The organism is Pedobacter chitinilyticus (genome assembly GCF_003313385.1).
Taxonomy (GTDB): domain Bacteria; phylum Bacteroidota; class Bacteroidia; order Sphingobacteriales; family Sphingobacteriaceae; genus Pedobacter; species Pedobacter chitinilyticus.
Window position 1 is genome coordinate 1501343 of the sequence record NZ_QMHN01000001.1, and the last position, 15390, is coordinate 1516732.

The 15390-nt window shown below is 40.6% G+C and carries 16 protein-coding genes; 4 read left to right on the plus strand and 12 right to left on the minus strand.

The genetic code is table 11. The annotated features are described in order from the left end of the window. Positions 1 to 36: 36 nt before the first annotated feature. The 3 genes from DUT70_RS06235 to DUT70_RS06245 form a co-directional block, all read right to left on the minus strand. On the minus strand, positions 37 to 3336 hold the full coding sequence (locus DUT70_RS06235) for a TonB-dependent receptor (protein WP_113646388.1): 3300 nt from the start codon (positions 3334 to 3336) through the stop codon (positions 37 to 39). Between the two features lie 75 nt (positions 3337 to 3411). Beyond that, positions 3412 to 4551: a FecR family protein gene (locus DUT70_RS06240; protein ID WP_113646389.1), complete on the minus strand. Its 1140-nt coding sequence runs from the start codon at positions 4549 to 4551 to the stop codon at positions 3412 to 3414. 22 nt (positions 4552 to 4573) lie between these two features. Next, the gene (locus DUT70_RS06245; RefSeq protein WP_113646390.1) at positions 4574 to 5119 is read right to left on the minus strand and encodes an RNA polymerase sigma factor; all 546 of its coding nucleotides are present in this window, start codon (positions 5117 to 5119) and stop codon (positions 4574 to 4576) included. 347 nt (positions 5120 to 5466) lie between these two features. Between DUT70_RS06245 and DUT70_RS06250 the strand changes: the two genes are divergently transcribed. Continuing rightward, positions 5467 to 6627, plus strand: coding sequence for a hypothetical protein (locus DUT70_RS06250; RefSeq protein ID WP_113646391.1), 1161 nt, complete (start codon positions 5467 to 5469; stop codon positions 6625 to 6627). Positions 6628 to 6771: 144 nt separating this feature from the next. Here DUT70_RS06250 and DUT70_RS06255 read toward each other — a convergent pair whose 3' ends face one another. From DUT70_RS06255 to DUT70_RS06290, 8 genes are read right to left on the minus strand one after another with little or no spacing between them, the layout of a single operon-like run. Beyond that, positions 6772 to 7473, minus strand: coding sequence for a VIT1/CCC1 transporter family protein (locus DUT70_RS06255; protein ID WP_113646392.1), 702 nt, complete (start codon positions 7471 to 7473; stop codon positions 6772 to 6774). Positions 7474 to 7528: 55 nt separating this feature from the next. Next, positions 7529 to 8779: a sensor histidine kinase gene (locus DUT70_RS06260; RefSeq protein WP_113646393.1), complete on the minus strand. Its 1251-nt coding sequence runs from the start codon at positions 8777 to 8779 to the stop codon at positions 7529 to 7531. Further along, the gene (locus DUT70_RS06265; RefSeq protein ID WP_113646394.1) at positions 8776 to 9453 is read right to left on the minus strand and encodes a response regulator transcription factor; all 678 of its coding nucleotides are present in this window, start codon (positions 9451 to 9453) and stop codon (positions 8776 to 8778) included. Before DUT70_RS06265 ends, DUT70_RS06260 begins: the two co-directional genes overlap by 4 nt. A 31-nt stretch (positions 9454 to 9484) precedes the next feature. Next, positions 9485 to 10681, minus strand: a complete 1197-nt coding sequence (locus DUT70_RS06270; RefSeq protein WP_113646395.1) for a DUF3570 domain-containing protein — start codon at positions 10679 to 10681, stop codon at positions 9485 to 9487. A 24-nt stretch (positions 10682 to 10705) separates the two neighbouring features. Beyond that, complete coding sequence (locus DUT70_RS06275; protein WP_113646396.1) at positions 10706 to 10936, minus strand: DUF4266 domain-containing protein; 231 nt, start codon at positions 10934 to 10936, stop codon at positions 10706 to 10708. Then, the gene (locus DUT70_RS06280; protein ID WP_240432037.1) at positions 10933 to 11883 is read right to left on the minus strand and encodes an FAD:protein FMN transferase; all 951 of its coding nucleotides are present in this window, start codon (positions 11881 to 11883) and stop codon (positions 10933 to 10935) included. Before DUT70_RS06280 ends, DUT70_RS06275 begins: the two co-directional genes overlap by 4 nt. Next, positions 11870 to 12310 carry a thioredoxin family protein gene (locus DUT70_RS06285; protein ID WP_113646397.1) on the minus strand — a complete coding sequence of 147 codons (441 nt, stop codon included), beginning with the start codon at positions 12308 to 12310 and terminating at the stop codon, positions 11870 to 11872. Before DUT70_RS06285 ends, DUT70_RS06280 begins: the two co-directional genes overlap by 14 nt. A gap of 42 nt (positions 12311 to 12352) precedes the next feature. Continuing rightward, entirely contained in the window at positions 12353 to 12988 is a 636-nt protein-coding gene (locus tag DUT70_RS06290) for a cytochrome b/b6 domain-containing protein (RefSeq protein WP_113646398.1), read from the minus strand. A gap of 388 nt (positions 12989 to 13376) precedes the next feature. Between DUT70_RS06290 and DUT70_RS06295 the strand changes: the two genes are divergently transcribed. From DUT70_RS06295 to DUT70_RS06305, 3 genes are all read left to right on the plus strand, one after another. Next, entirely contained in the window at positions 13377 to 13568 is a 192-nt protein-coding gene (locus DUT70_RS06295) for a cold-shock protein (protein WP_113646399.1), read from the plus strand. A 159-nt stretch (positions 13569 to 13727) separates the two neighbouring features. Next, positions 13728 to 14087: a hypothetical protein gene (locus DUT70_RS06300; protein WP_128353316.1), complete on the plus strand. Its 360-nt coding sequence runs from the start codon at positions 13728 to 13730 to the stop codon at positions 14085 to 14087. A gap of 55 nt (positions 14088 to 14142) precedes the next feature. Beyond that, the gene (locus DUT70_RS06305; protein ID WP_113646401.1) at positions 14143 to 15087 is read left to right on the plus strand and encodes a YihY/virulence factor BrkB family protein; all 945 of its coding nucleotides are present in this window, start codon (positions 14143 to 14145) and stop codon (positions 15085 to 15087) included. A 60-nt stretch (positions 15088 to 15147) separates the two neighbouring features. Here the strand turns inward: DUT70_RS06305 and DUT70_RS21115 are convergent, their stop codons facing one another. Continuing rightward, positions 15148 to 15333 carry a hypothetical protein gene (locus tag DUT70_RS21115; RefSeq protein ID WP_128353317.1) on the minus strand — a complete coding sequence of 62 codons (186 nt, stop codon included), beginning with the start codon at positions 15331 to 15333 and terminating at the stop codon, positions 15148 to 15150. Positions 15334 to 15390 lie beyond the last annotated feature (57 nt).

Genomic DNA, 15390 nt, shown 5'->3' on the forward strand with positions numbered 1-15390 from the left:
GTTTAATATTGAATACGTTCTCATCTGTACACTTCTTTAAAATGAAGCCTCTAAACCGAAGCTATAAACCTTTACCTGTGGATAGATATTTCCAACGCCAACTGGTACTTCTACATCATAGCCTTCCCAAAAGCGATCAAAAGAAGCTAAGTTGGATCCATTGGCGAAAATGCGTAATCGTTTGATCGACACTTTTTGACTGATCTTGCCTGGCAGGGTATAGCCAATCTGTACATTCTTTAACCTTAAGTAGGAAGCATCCTTTAAATAAAAAGAGGAGATTTGTTCATTATTGGTTTCTCCAAAGGCCAATCGTGGAAATTTGGCATTCGGATTGTCTGGCGTCCAGCGGTCTTTGTTGTCTTCTCTAATGGTACCGCCAATTACGCCGCCTACGTTAAAGGGCAAAATACCAGGCCCGCTTAAATAGCCATTGGCTTTACCTACGCCTTGTAGCAATATGCCAATGTCAAAACCTTTATAAGATGCGGCTAAATTGGCTGCATAGGTAAAACGGGGAATGGTTCCGCCAATCACCACTTTATCCAATTCATTGATGATGCCATCTCCATTTTGATCACGGTATTTGATATCACCCGCTTTAACTGTACCAAACTGTTTGGCATGTGTTGCCACCTCTGCATCAGACTGGAACAAGCCTTCGGAAACATAACCGAATAGTGAGCCTATCGAATAGCCCTCCCTATTTACCGTGGTTCCTGTTTGGTTAATGCCACGTGTATCTACCACCTTATTGATCACATCAGAAACGTTGACATTCACATTGTAATTAAATTCTTTGATTTTTCCTTTATAGCCTATGCCTAGCTCCCAACCATTATTATCTACCACCCCTGCATTTTGAAAGGGCTTGCCCAATCCACCGATCAAAGGAATATCTAACTGTAATAAAATATCACTGGTACGACGACGGTAATAATCTGCCGTAATGGTCAGGTTGTTAAACATGGTTAAATCCAAACCAATGTTTTTTTCTTCGGTGCTTTCCCAGGAGATGTTTTTGTTGGCCAACATGTTTAGTGCGGCAGTGTTTACAATTTGCTTGCCCAAAGTGTACGACTCCAATATAATGGCCGTTACCGAAGGGTAAGTACCAATATTTTGGTTACCTAAAGTTCCCCACGATACCCTCAACTTGGCTTCATTAATTACTTTCTTTAAGCCAGACATAAAGCTTTCTTCGGAAATGCGCCATCCAGCAGATGCTGAAGGGAAAAACCCATATTTATTACCCGCCGAAAAACGTGAAGAACCGTCGTATCGAGCATTAAGTTCTAATAAATACTTGCCTTTAAAGGAATAGTTGAGACGTCCAAAAAATGATTGTAAGGCCCATTCTTCAGCACTTCCAGTAGCCTGTTGGTTTAAGGCAGAACCTGCATTCAGCAAATCATAATCAGGTAGGATAAAGTTATCACGATAAGCGTTTACCCACTCGTTGTAGAAATCTTCACGCGAAGCCCCTACTAAAAGCTTCAATTGATGATTACCAAAATTTTTGTTCGCCGTAACCGTTGCCCTGGCATTGTTGAAAAAGGAATGACTGTTACTTTGGGTAAGCATGGTCATGGCAGGCGTTAAAAAGCTAGGCGTACCATTAGGCAAATAAGATTGTACTGCTATACGATAGTTTTTCCCCGTGGTAAGTGCATATTTAGGGGCGTAGGCCACCTCGGCCTCCAGCCAATCTAATGGTTTGTAGTTCAGCACGGCGTTAATGCTTCCAAATGGTGCACGGCTACGATTGGTTCCTCCGTCTACACTTGCTGAAATAGGATTGAAACCATTCCACCCCACTCCCCATTGCCCAGCTTGGGTTTTTCCTATTTGGTTGGCAGGTATACCATTCATCCATTGGAAAATATCACCTGAACCCGCGGCTGGTTCTGTGGTAATGGCATTTACATACTGTAAATCAATGCGGGCATTTAATTTATCAGAAAACTTGATGTCGGCATTTGTTCTGATGGTATAACGTTTGAAACCCGAATTTTGGATAACCCCTTTTTGATCCAGCAAACCAAAAGAGCCCAGTAAACGCACTTTATTGGTACCGCCCTGAACGGTTAAAAAATGACTTTGCTGTAAGCCAGAGCCTGTTAAGGTTTCTTTCTGCCAATCCGTATTTGGATAGGCATCAGAACTGACACCATTCTGCGCTCTATATTGTTCAATCAGCGACGATGAATAAAGGGGCGTCCGTCCAGTATTTACATAAGCCTCATTGGTTAACAACATGTGATCTAGCGCATCAACAATGTCTGGCATATTGGTTGGATTTTGCCAACCGATGTAATTGTTATACGAGATGCCTACCTGATCTACGTTAGCTCGTTTAGTGGTGATTAAGATGACACCGTTAGCCGCCCTGGAACCATAAATGGAAGAAGAGGCGGCATCTTTTAATACCGAAATAGACTCAATCAAGTTAGGATCGATATTATTCATTGAGCCTTCTATGCCATCAATCATCACTAATGGATTGGGATCGCTCAATGTACCTACACCACGTATACGGATGGTTCCCGCATCTCCTCCAGGCCTGCCCGAACTTTGTCTGACCGTAACCCCTGGGGCCATGCCCTGTAAGGCGGCAGAAGTTTGTCCAACAGGTCTAACCGCTATATCTTTACCTGATATTTGCGAAACCGATCCCGTTAAGCTTGTCTTTTGCTGCTTACCGTAGCCCACAATAACAATCTCTCCTAAATCTTGGTTGGCTACCTTTAACTTTACATTAATGGTTGTTTGCGCCCCAACTGGTATTTCCTGAGGTGCATAGCCCAAATAAGAAAAGGTTAGGATATCGGCATTCGTAGCGATAATTTTATAACGTCCATCATTATCTGTCTGGGTGCCATTAGTACTTCCTTTTACCCTAATGCTAACGCCTGGCAATGGTCCATCTGTTTCATCAGTAACCCTACCGCTTATTTCGGCTTTTAGTGTTGTCGACTCGGCATTGTCTTTCTTTGGTGTTGAATTTGCCGCAGATTTTTGAAGCACAATGTATTTATTCTTCACTACCCAATCCAATTGCTTGCCCCTAAGCGCTACCGTCATCACTTCTGCAAGCTCTGCGGCTTCAAAATCTACCGAGATGGTTTGCGAATCGTCTAACAATGCATTGCTGTAAAAAACCGTAAGTCCAGTTTGCTTTTTAACTGTTTTAAAAAGATAGGCTAGTGTAATATTGCTGGCCTTTAGGCTAATTTTTGCAGGAATTTGAGAAGCCACCGAAGCAACCGAAAAGAAAAGCATTAGCGAAATCACCGGTAAGGACAACCGGCACATTCTAGTAAGTTTTTTGATCATGCGTTTAGGTTTATATTTAAGTTAAACCTATGATGCAATCATCCTTAAAAGGGGTGAACGTTTTTTTGAAAAAAATTAATAAAAGGTTAAAATGCCCTTTTCTAGTTTACTATGGATGCCTGATGTGAGCTGTAAATTAGAAAGTACCACTTCTAAGGACTGGCTTTTGTCTATCTCGCCAGTAAACATTTGCTTGCTGATTTCTGCTGATTTCCAATCAATTTTCACATCGTACCAGCGTACCAAAACTTGCGCAATTTCTGCTAGGGGCTTACGGTGAAAGTAGTAAGTTCCGCTACGCCATGAAAGTAGTTCTGGATCGAAACTCCTGATCTCGAGCCCGCCAGATTTAGAAAACACCTCTTGACCTGGTTGCAAGGGAACTTGTTTATTTTCCTTAATGGCAGAAACAGCGCCTTCTACCAACGAGGCCGAAAAAGCTTCATTTTCATAGGCACTTACATTAAACGAGGTGCCATGAACCTGAATGTCGGCATAATTGGTATGTACCACAAAAGGTACTTTCGTGTTTTTGGCAACTTCAAAATAGGCTTCGCCTGTTAGGTATACTTCACGTTTTGAAGGATCGAAACGAAATGGAAAACGCAGGCTTGATGTTGCATTCAGCCACACGGTGGTGCCATCGTCAAGTTTTACCTTATAGTCTTTTGTAGGAGGAACCACCAATGTTGCCCATTGTAGGGGCTTACTGGCATCGCTGGCATAGCTTAGCTCTTTAGATTGGTTGTTGATGGCTGCACCCGCTACTTCAAATCTTCTGTCTGAAGAGAGATCAAGTGTTTGCCCATCGTCTGTTTTTAGGTATACCTGATGGAGAGGTGTAGATAACGTTGCGGTACTACGACTACGAAGCATCCAAAAGCCAATAAATATGATGGCCAATACTGCCGCTGCAGAAGTTACATAGCGCCAAATAGGCACCTTTTTAGGCTTAACTTGGGGCTGACTTTCCAATTTTTCGTCGATACGATTCCATGCCTCCTGCTCATCTAAACGATTTAGAAAATTAGTAGCACGGGAAGAGCTTTGGAATTGATTAAGAATACTTTCCCAATAGGCCAAGGCCATGGGCGAATCCAACATCGCTTTATTCACGATTAATTCGTCCTCCTTGCTAATGGTTCCAGCTAGCTTTTCTACCAACAGTGCTTTAATATATTCGTCGTTATACTCCATCTCCTTATTCAGATGCATGTTAGTCTCTATTAGGTGAATGTTATTTTAAATTTGTTAGTTTTTTCTGCAATACTTTTACTGCTAATTTGAGATGTGTCTTCACCGAATTGATTGAAACACCCATTTCATCTGCCGCCTCCTGATACTTTTTATTGTCTATATGCACCAATTTAAAAGCTTTTTGGCGCTGCATAGAAAGTTCATTGAAAATCATCTGGATATGTTGTTCACGCAGTTCATGGTTAACCACTCCATGCTCAAGTTCCTCTGTTTCGTATGCTAACGATTGTGTGTACACATTTAACTGCTGTTGCTGGCTCTTGCGCTTACGCAGTAGCATGAGGCATTGATTGTGAACGGCACGAAATAAATAGGACTTAAGAGATGACTTTACAGACTGGTAATGATTTTTTTGCCACATCTCTACAAAAAGGTTCTGTACCAGATCTTCAGCTTCCATCTCATCATCCAGAATGAGGAAAGCTTTAAGCGCAAGGGCACGATAGTATTTTTTGAATACAAGCTCATGGGCTGCTTTATGCCCAGATTGAAGTTCTTCAAGTAATATTTGGTCCTCTTCCTGCATTTGAAAACAGATTAAAGCGAGTTAAATATATTACTTTTTAACAAAAACAAGCATACAGGTAGCGGATATTGTAAAAGCGTTTAACACTTTTTTTCTCAAAGCGTTAACTTTTTTGGTGCATCGGGTGTGCTGTCAGTTGGCTTTAAAAATGATGAAGGTATTTTAGATTACCTCGTTGGTTTCCACTCTTTGCAAGCTGCTTTAATTCAACAAAAAACGTCAATCGTATGGCTATTTTGCCTATTATTGCAAAATCCAATGCTTGATTTCATCACTTTAGATGCTGAGCTTTAATGAATGAGATGATGTTATGAAGTAGCTGACACTTATTACCGTTAAAAAGACCGATGACTAAAAAAACGATTGCACTACTTTTTATTTTTAGCTTACTGATTGTAAACCTATATGCACAGAACTACGAAAGATATAGAAAGTTAAAAGACACCACGATCATTTCTAAACATCTCGGATTTGAAAAAAAGATTTCCATATTGGTACCCATAGAGTGGCAAAAGGGATTAAAAAGTAGCTTTCCATTAACTATTGTATTTGACAAGCAAAACCAAAGAAGTCATAACTACATCATCAATACCATTGACTATCTTACCAGTAACGAACTCATCCCATCGTCTATCATCATTAGCATAGCATCCGAACAGCGTTATCGTTATGTGGAAACCCAGTATAAAATTTCTGATCCAAATGGTCTTGCCTTAGAAAATGAAAAATTCATTTTTGAGGAACTTATTCCACTTGCCGAAAAGGAATATAAAGCTGCTCCTTTTAGATTATTCATCGGTCATTCGAGGTATGGCTATTTTACGACATCACTTTTCAATTCCAGAACAAAGGACTTGAATGCTGTGATAGCTATGAGTCCATTTTTTAATCAGAAAAATATAGACTTAACAGATTCGATTGGCAAACTCCATCCATCGTCCTATCATTCTAAAAAATATTATCGTTTCGGCATTGGCAACGATTTTCCAGAAGATTTCATTAAAATGGATTCTGCCCTAAGGAAACGTACTCCTAATCCTCTTTTAGATATAAAAGCATCTCGTTTTAAGGAAGCCAGCCATAACGTTACCCCTGGTTTAATGATCAGCACCGCACTTTATGAAATATTTGAAGAATGGTCTGCCATTCAGGCCAAGTATTCTTCCGTTAAACAAACAGATTTAGGGATCAAGACCTCGCTTGACCAAGAAATTTCATCGAACTACGGAACCAAGCTCAATTTTTCTCTTGGTGTTTTAAATGGCAAAGGATGGCATTTTTACAATGAAAAACAATATGACAAAGCTATTGAAGCTTGGCAAATTTTAATGGCTTCTTACCCTAATTTTTCGGAAGGCTATTTATACCTGTTAAATGCACAAATTCAATTAAAACTTAACCATGATCAAACAGTCGAAGATTTCAAAAAATCTTTAGCCAGTTCTGAATTTTATTCAGAAAAAGCGAAAAAGGAATTAATGGCAGAGTTACAAGAGATCATTAAATAAGACTGCGCGCCTTGTAAATAATACAGTTTTAGAAACGTTTAACCCCACAAAAAATCCTCATCGGCAAAATTAGTGTTTAGCAGTATTAATCTACACGTCTGTTGTTGAAAGTAAGCCATCCATTGCCCCCCTTCATTTACAAAACTATACACTTACGCCAAAAAGATAACCTACAAAAGCAGAAAGCCCCATAGCAATGGTTCCCCAAATAGCTATCCGCAACACTGCCTTAACAGGACTAGATCCCCCAGTTTTTGCCGCAGTAATGCCTAAAATCATCAGGAAAACAATGGTAAAGCCGTATAACCAATATTCCATTCCTTTTACTGGGGCAAAAAAAATGACAAGAAGCGGTAGCAGTCCTCCTACCGTAAAAGCGGTTCCAGAAGCCAGTGCGGCCTGTATGGGATGGGCCTGACTGATCTCATTAATGCCCAGTTCATCTCTTACATGGGTACCAAGAGCATCTGCTTCGGTGAGCTCCAAAGCAACTTGCCTAGCTGTTTCCTTTTTTAACCCCCTTCGTTCGTAAATTTGCGATAGCAAGTCCAGTTCTTGTTCAGGCATTTCTTTCAGTTCCTTTGTTTCTCGCTCAATATCGCCCTTTTCAATATCGGTCTGTGAACTTACCGAAACATATTCGCCAGCAGACATTGATAATGCCCCAGCCACAAGCCCTGCCACCGTTGCAAGCATAATGGGCTCCTTGGTGGTACTGGCAGCTGCAACACCAATAGCAAGACTTGAAATAGAGATAATGCCATCATTGGCACCTAAAACCGCCGCACGTAACCAGTTGCTTCGGTGGATGTAATGATTATCCAAATAATTTTCTATCGTCAACATAATGAACTGGATTTAAGTTAATATTCTTTAATTTTTTATTGGATGATCGAGGTTCCTAAAAAATCACCGTGAAAACGTGTACATCATCATGATATGAATAGGAAATACTGAAACCGTGAAGTTCAACAATTTGCTTTACAATGGTTAGGCCAAGTCCCATGCCTTCAGATGCGGGCGATTTGTAAAACCTTTCAAAGGCAACGGTTTCATCCAGAGCACCCGCTTCGCTGGTATTGGTTACCGATAACCGCTCTGGGCTGAGTTCAACTTGTATGTGCCCGCCCTTATAGTTGTGCCTGATGCTGTTGCCAATTAGATTATCTAATAAAATGTCTGCCAGATATCTGCTCATTAACACTTCCTTTTCCTGTAAATTGGCGTTGACAACAATACTTTTCCTTTGCGTAAACTCCTGGAAATACTGTATTTTTTCTTCCAGCATTTGCTTTAAGTTCACTTGTTCCCTATCTAGCAGTAGATTATTATCGATTTTGACCAACAGCAAAAGCGATTGGTTCAGTTTGGTCAATTTTGCCGTTGCCCTGTATAGGTCGACAAGGTTTCTGCTGTGCTCTTCGCTCAGCTCGGTAGACTGTAGCATCATATCCAATTTAGAGTTGATCACCGCAATTGGCGTCATCATCTCATGAGAGGCATTTTCCGTAAACATCCTGATTTCTCGGTAATCCGATTTTACCCGCTGTGAGATATCCACGATCGCATCATTTAATTCCCTAAATTCAACAATGGAAGTGCTTACCTGCTCAAAGCCTTGTTCTTTGTTTACGTTAAAAGACTTAAGGTTTAACAATAATTGATTAAATGGTACCCAAATCCTTTTCATCATATAGCGGTTCACGGCCCATAGTATTACCAGTAATCCCAATACTGGAAGGATGATCACCAAGAAGATACTTTTGGCTTGATCCATATGGGCTATTTTGGAAGCAATAATCCTAATACTGTAGTTCTGCCCCGCCATAACCAGATCCTCTTCTAGGTACCTACCCGTTTCCTTTACTCCCTTTTTGGGATTGAAGAAAATAGTATCCCCAAAATGTCTTTTTTTTGATATCCTAGAGATTTTATGATACGCTATCACCAAATCTTCAAATTCCGAATGCGGTGGAAAATCCTGCCTTTTAGAAGTATAATCTCTTACTTCCAGCAGCTCTTCTACCAAGTAATTATCAATCTGCTTGTTTAGATAGGTGCTCAGGGTATTGTAAAACAAGTAACCGATGATAAGAAGCCCAGCCATACTTGTAATGAGCAGCACACGGTTATATAGGGTAAATAACCTCATTCGGCGCTAAATTTATAACCTACGCCATAAACAGACTGAAAATAATCTTTACAGCCAGCATCAACCAGTTTTTTACGCAGATTTTTGATATGGGTATAAATGAAGTCAAAGCTGTCGGCCATATCTGCATGGTCGCCCCATATATGGGCCACCAAAGCAGATTTGGATATCACCTTAGATTTATTGGCCATAAAGTATAACAGCAGGTCATACTCTTTGCGGGTAAGGCTTATTGGCTCGCCATGCACCTTCACCGTTTTGCTTTGGATATCAATGTTCAATTCGTTAAACCTAACCAAGTCGTTCCCTTTAAAAGATCTTCTTCTTACTATTGCTAGCACCCTGGCACTGAGCTCGGAAAGATGAAAGGGTTTGATCAGATAGTCGTCGGCACCCAAGCCCAGCCCCTCAATCCGTTGGTCTACCGATCCGCGGGCAGTAATGATGATGATTCCATCGTCTCTATCCTGTTTTTTTAAGATCCGCATTAATTTCAGTCCATCGCCATCGGGCAAGGTAAGGTCCAACAAAATGCAATCGTAATCGTATAGGGCTATTTTTTCGGTAGCCTCATCAAGGCTAGCTGCGAGATCGCATACATTGCCCTCAGCTTTCAGGTAATCAGCGATATTGTCCCTCAATAGTTGCTCATCCTCCACGACTAAAATCTTCATAAACCCACTGTCATTAACATCAACAATTTAGCTATTTATATTTGATATTCAAGGAAATTATATCGGAGCTCATCTGGATATTTTTGCTGTAATGGCCATACCGCACTTCCAGCATGCTCAACCGTTGCAGTCCCAATATTCCCTTTGGAGGCGCAAAGCGGATGCCTGCCCCGTAAAAATTACTATTGAATTTTGACAGGTCATAATTGCTGTTGTAATATTGGTCGGCAATGGTGTGGCTTTGATAGGGTGCAAAATATTTGGCAGCCGTTTGTGTGTAGTAACGGTAAAATGGACTGATCGAAAAAAAAGCATTTATTTTCACGGGCAACTCCATTTCGGCGGTATGGGCATTAATGCCCCAATTGTCGGTATAGAAACGATAGTAAGTTCTTATTACCACGTTATCACCTAGGAAATAGCTAGCCCTTAGCCCCAAGGGAATCTTAAAGCGGTTATTGGGCAGATTTTCCTGATGCACGCTGCCATCTTTAAAATATACCCTGTGAAATGGCAAGCTAAGGTAGCCCGTTTGCTGTACTACATCGGCCAGAAGCATTACCTGAAAACGCTGATTGATGACCTGGGCATAAGATAGGGAACCTGCAAAGGTATTTCTACCTGCAGTTCCACCCGTTTCGTGCTCACCTCCGCTACTTCTTAGTTCAATGGGCAGAATGAGCTTAACTTGATCCAAATACGTTTGGAATTTAGCGGTAAACTCCCCATTTCTATCTTTGGTTTTAGTAGAAAAAGCAATATTACCGCCAAATGATTGGTAGTCATATTCCGTAGAGGAAGAAAGACCCAGTGCTAATGTGGTTCCCTTTTTTTCATTTTCCACACTCCAACTCAGTGAGGGATAGACACGAGTATCGGCATGTGAAGCGGATGAGTTTGCCTGTAAATCGATTTTATCAGAAGAAGCAGAGCTATAGTGATCTATGCCTACATCCAAACCAAAAGTGTGTTTACGTTCTTTTAAATCGTATTTGGTAAGTCTTATATCAAAAATATTAGCAATATCGCTAAGTTTTTGTGAGCCTATCCCCCCTGTTACCGCCGCATTATTTCCGTCTTGGCTATAGTAGCTGGATACGAGGTTGACCTCATCCAGTTTCAGCTTACGACTTTTATAGCCAGTGCTCTCTTGTCTTTGGGCAATTTGTCCGAAAGTTGGGTGCAACAGCGCAAAAGCCGTTGCCATAGTTAAAAATATCTTTTTCATGCGCTACAAATAATGATATGATTTTCAATTACAGCCGCAACCGCCACCGCTCTTTCCAGCGTTGGCACCTGATGCGCCTTCCCTATAGCCCTGAAAACTTAGCTCGGTTTTCTCTACCTTTCGATTGGAAAGAGCCATTTCGGCATCGTTTAACCTATTTTTTTGGTACTCCTTAACGGTAGTACAGGATGCTGTGGCTAACGCCACCATACATACCAAGATGCTGGGCAAACCTATTTTTTTTGATATTTTCATCTGAGATTTATGTTGTTACTGGTGAAAACCTGATCGTAGTCATCTATGATGATACATGCTAAATGGCGAATCTGATTGATCATATCTAGTCCCGCCTTGATTCCCATAATGGTAACGGGCGTGGCCATGGCATCGGCAATTTCGGCGTTTGGCCCGATGATGCTTACACTTTTAATGCCTCTTACTGGCAGGCCCGTTTTGGGATTGATGGTATGCGAATATTTCACGCCATTGATGATGACATATTTTTCGTAATTGCCCGAAGTAGCTACGGCCATATCGTTAACATTTAGGTAGGAAAAAGGCATTTGTCGGTGTGCTGGATTAACTATGCCGATGGTCCATGGTTTCCCATTGTGCTGGGTACCCCAGGTGGTGAGGTCACCCGATGCGTTCACAATTCCACCTTCAACACCTTCTCTTTTTAACAAGGCCTTTGCCATTTCGGCGGCATATCCCTTTCCTATTGCACCAAAACCTATCCGCATGCCCACTTTGCTTAGTTTTACGGTACAGGCTTGTGCATCTAAGATGATGTTCTTGTAATTGATTAAACCTACCATTGATTTAGCCAGCTCCGCATTGGGCAATGCCTTCATCTCTCGATCAAAATTCCAAAGCCTTTTATCAATCGAACCGTAGCTAATGTCAAACGCACCATCGGTAATTCTAGATATCCTTAGGGAACGTTCAATGAGGCTAAACACTTCGGGATCGACCTTTACTGCAGCAATACCTGCCTTTTGGTTAATCTGGTTGGTTTGGCTTTGTTCGTTAAAGGTGGTCAACAATCTTTCTATCCGCCTTATTTCTTCAACAGCCATTTCCAGTTTGGCATCAGCCCAAAGTTGATCATGGCCTACCACCGTAATTTCAAAAGTGTTCCCCATCAATCTTTCGGTACGCTTGAAAGATTGTAAAACCATATTGGGGCTATTTACGACCATCACATATTTGTTTAACAGTAGCTGTAAACTGTGCAGGTGTTTCTTCTGGCATTCCCTCCCAAGTTTTCAGTACTTTGCCTTCTGCATCAAGCAGTAAGGTATAAGGGAATCTTCCACCTGGATTGTAGGTTTCGGCCAAAGCCTCGTTCTGCTTTTTCAGATCGCTAGCCAGCTGATTTTTTTTGTTGCGTGGAAAATCTGCATTAACCAACACCAAATTTTGTTCGGCCATCTTTAAAAATTCCGCATCGTTAAATATTTCCTTGTGCATTCTGATACAGGGACCGCACCAATCCGATCCTGAAAAATTAAGTAGGATAAGATGGTTTTTCTCTTTGGCTATTTTTTTGGCATTTTCGAATTTAGGCTCCCAATTTCCTGCATTTAGTCCGAAAAAAAGGATCGTTATCAATAAAAAGGTCTTCATATTTAAAGCTTTATAATTTTTATATTTGAGGGTAGATGAACATTAGTCCTCTGCCCTTCCACCGTTGATCATATCTGAAACAATTCCCCGCTTATTCCCTCTTTCGGCAATGATAACACCTACGATATGCACCACGATAAATAGCAGGATGGCATACATGACAGTTTCATGGGCCTCCTTAAGACCATGGGCCATGGAGTTGGATAACCCAATTTGGCTATGGAATTTTATTCCAAGTCCACTAACTGCCATGAACAACAGCATTACATAAAAAAGCAGGTACGATAGTTTGATGATTGGATCTTTAATTCCTATCTGTCCATTTCGCTGCCCCAACATTCGAAGCTCTTTTTTAAGTTTATAGAATAGGTGCTGTTTTTTTGCAAGCATCAATTCCCCTAACAACCTGTAAATAAGCAGGGCAATTAGAAAATAACCGACATAAACATGTACATTCCAGACCATTTCCGACAGACCATGCGAAACTTCCCCAAGTTGTTGTTCGCTTACTTTCGCTCCTGCATCTTTAAGTTGTCCGCTCAGCCAGATTGCATTTGTTTTCCTGTCGAGCAAAGTTGAATTAATAAGTATGGTCAACAGAGAACCGCTAATCACCATAGCATTTAACCAGTGCCATAGTCGTAAATTCGCCGTATATCTTTTAAGTTTATTTTCCATCCTCTACCTTTTATCGGTTTTTCAATGCCAAACTAGAACTGAAATCTGAAGATATTCTGAAGACGACTATTAATGGAGCTGCTAACATTTTGCTACAAAAATTCAAAGCGCTTTCCGAAGGGAACCTTTTGTCTTACTTACACTAGATAAAAACTATTGTTAATCAAGAATCATATAGAAAATAACCGCCTTCAAGACTAGATCATATTATTAGGTTATCATTATTACGAACTTCAGCAAAGATGCCATTTAAAAACATCAGAGCCTATTTATCACTAATAAATAGAAATTTAATTTGTCTTTTTAAAGTATTATTTTATTTATTTAACAAAACATTCTGTATTTCAATAAATTATAACTATACTTGTACTTTATTAAAAGAAATATAATGCAACAAGGAACAGTAAAGTTTTTCAATGAAACCAAAGGTTTCGGATTTATCACCCCATCGAACGGTGACAGCGAAATTTTTGTACACATCTCAGGTCTTATCGATCAAATTCGTGAGAATGATAGCGTAACCTACGATGTGGAACAAGGCAAAAAAGGCCTAAACGCAGTGAATGTTAAGATAGATTAAGTATCCCTTCTTATAATTGAAAAAATCCGTCCGGTGGACGGATTTTTTTTTGCCTAAATTTTTAATACTGCTTGTGCGTGTTCATGCATACGTACTCCAAATGAACTTTCTGCAAACATTTTCGCAAAAACAGGGGTTAATTTAAACACAATGGATACTATGCAGAAAAATTTACGAAGCCCCTTGAAGAATTACTGGAAAAAAGCAAAGCGCCGCATTAAAGCAAAGCTAAGGACGCAACGATACCGTACGATACACGCCATCAGTTCGCTGGTGGCCGACCTTATTACCAACACCGTGATTATCGTTGGCCTCTTATTGGTCATCTTTTTAACCGCCGTCACCCTTTCTTTCTCCTTGTCTATTTTTTTGGGAAGCCACGTATTAGGCTTTTTAGGAGCCACCATATGCCTAAGCCTTGTTGCTTTAGGGCTATTATGGCAACGGCCTAAAGTAGAACGTTATTTTGCAGGGCTAACCATTACCCGTTACTTCGAAAAGATCAAAGAAAAACGATAAGTCCAATCAAATCCCACATTTAAATAGGTAGCGTAACATTTAGTCTCATTAAAAGATGAAAAAGAATAAACTTAGCTTTAAAGGAATTTTTAACCTACTGAAAGCAACCATTAGTGGGTTTAGCGATCACAACGTGACCAAATTAAGTGGATCACTGGCCTATTATACGGTGTTTTCAATGGCACCATTGCTGGTAGTCATCATTTCTTTGTGCGGTATTTTTTTAGGACAAGAAGCAGCCGAAGGACAAATTTACCAACAGTTAAGTGGCTTTATGGGCAAAGAAACGGCATTACAGCTGCAAGAAATTGTGAAAAAAGCCGCCATTGGCAATAAAGGGAATATTGCGTTCATCATTGGTATCGTAACGCTTTTGATAGGGGCCACTACGGTATTTGCCGACATTCAGGACTCTATCAATACCATATGGGGCATCAAACCAAAACCTAAAAGAGGTTGGTTAAAGTTGTTGCAAAATAGGTTTCTCTCCTTTTCGGTCATCATTAGCTTGGGTTTCCTGCTATTGGTTTCATTAGTGGTCACTTCCCTCCTCGACGGTTTTAGCCGCCAACTAGAAATGCGCTTTTCCGATGTCTCTGTAGTTATTTTCTATGTCCTCAACCAAGTAATCACCTTATTAGTCATTACCATCATTTTCGGGGTGATCTTTAAAGTTTTACCTGATGCCGAAATCAAGTGGCGTGATGTCACTTTTGGCTCGCTGGTAACCGCCATCCTATTTATGATAGGCAAATTTGCCATTTCCATGTATATTGGGCAAAGCGATGTGGGCAGTACCTATGGCGCAGCAGGCTCGCTGGTCATCCTCCTGTTATGGACCTACTACTCGTCGATTATCCTTTATTTTGGTGCCGAGTTCACTAAGGCTTATGCTGTAGCGACAGGATCGGAAATTAGACCATCGCATTATGCGGTAAGTACCAAGCAAATAGAAATAGAAACGGGTAACCGCCCGATAGCCGCTAACACGCCCAAATAAGCGCAAATAAATTCGCCATTCAAGGGATGAAGCGTAACTTTAAGGTGTTAAGGCTGCTGATTAAAGTAAGCCGTACAGCCCATCGCGTGGAGATAGAAAAAATGGCTTGATTGTTTCCTTAGCCAATTTAGGTTCTTTTTCGGGTTCAACCGTTATTTCTTCAGTATTTGGTAGCATTGGTAAATTCGCTACTGGGGCATCTTGCTGTAATTTAGACATTTCTCTGTCCATTGAATTAGTTGACATTTGCGCGAAAAATTATATTGGATTTTTAGCAAGCAATTAAGCGCTGCTATTCTACCC

Bases quoted from the DNA above. Each gene is read 5' to 3' on its own strand.
- DUT70_RS06255 (WP_113646392.1), bottom strand. From the start codon at position 7,473: ATGTTGACGATAGAAAATTATTTGGATAATCATTACATCCACCGAAGC.
- DUT70_RS06295 (WP_113646399.1), top strand. From the start codon at position 13,377: ATGCAACAAGGAACAGTAAAGTTTTTCAATGAAACCAAAGGTTTCGGA.
- DUT70_RS06285 (WP_113646397.1), bottom strand. From the start codon at position 12,310: ATGAAGACCTTTTTATTGATAACGATCCTTTTTTTCGGACTAAATGCA.
- DUT70_RS06270 (WP_113646395.1), bottom strand. From the start codon at position 10,681: ATGAAAAAGATATTTTTAACTATGGCAACGGCTTTTGCGCTGTTGCAC.
- DUT70_RS21115 (WP_128353317.1), bottom strand. From the start codon at position 15,333: ATGTCAACTAATTCAATGGACAGAGAAATGTCTAAATTACAGCAAGAT.
- DUT70_RS06250 (WP_113646391.1), top strand. From the start codon at position 5,467: ATGACTAAAAAAACGATTGCACTACTTTTTATTTTTAGCTTACTGATT.
- DUT70_RS06245 (WP_113646390.1), bottom strand. From the start codon at position 5,119: ATGCAGGAAGAGGACCAAATATTACTTGAAGAACTTCAATCTGGGCAT.
- DUT70_RS06300 (WP_128353316.1), top strand. From the start codon at position 13,728: ATGCAGAAAAATTTACGAAGCCCCTTGAAGAATTACTGGAAAAAAGCA.
- DUT70_RS06265 (WP_113646394.1), bottom strand. From the start codon at position 9,453: ATGAAGATTTTAGTCGTGGAGGATGAGCAACTATTGAGGGACAATATC.
- DUT70_RS06260 (WP_113646393.1), bottom strand. From the start codon at position 8,779: ATGAGGTTATTTACCCTATATAACCGTGTGCTGCTCATTACAAGTATG.
- DUT70_RS06275 (WP_113646396.1), bottom strand. From the start codon at position 10,936: ATGAAAATATCAAAAAAAATAGGTTTGCCCAGCATCTTGGTATGTATG.
- DUT70_RS06305 (WP_113646401.1), top strand. From the start codon at position 14,143: ATGAAAAAGAATAAACTTAGCTTTAAAGGAATTTTTAACCTACTGAAA.
- DUT70_RS06235 (WP_113646388.1), bottom strand. From the start codon at position 3,336: ATGATCAAAAAACTTACTAGAATGTGCCGGTTGTCCTTACCGGTGATT.
- DUT70_RS06280 (WP_240432037.1), bottom strand. From the start codon at position 11,883: ATGGTCGTAAATAGCCCCAATATGGTTTTACAATCTTTCAAGCGTACC.
- DUT70_RS06240 (WP_113646389.1), bottom strand. From the start codon at position 4,551: ATGCATCTGAATAAGGAGATGGAGTATAACGACGAATATATTAAAGCA.
- DUT70_RS06290 (WP_113646398.1), bottom strand. From the start codon at position 12,988: ATGGAAAATAAACTTAAAAGATATACGGCGAATTTACGACTATGGCAC.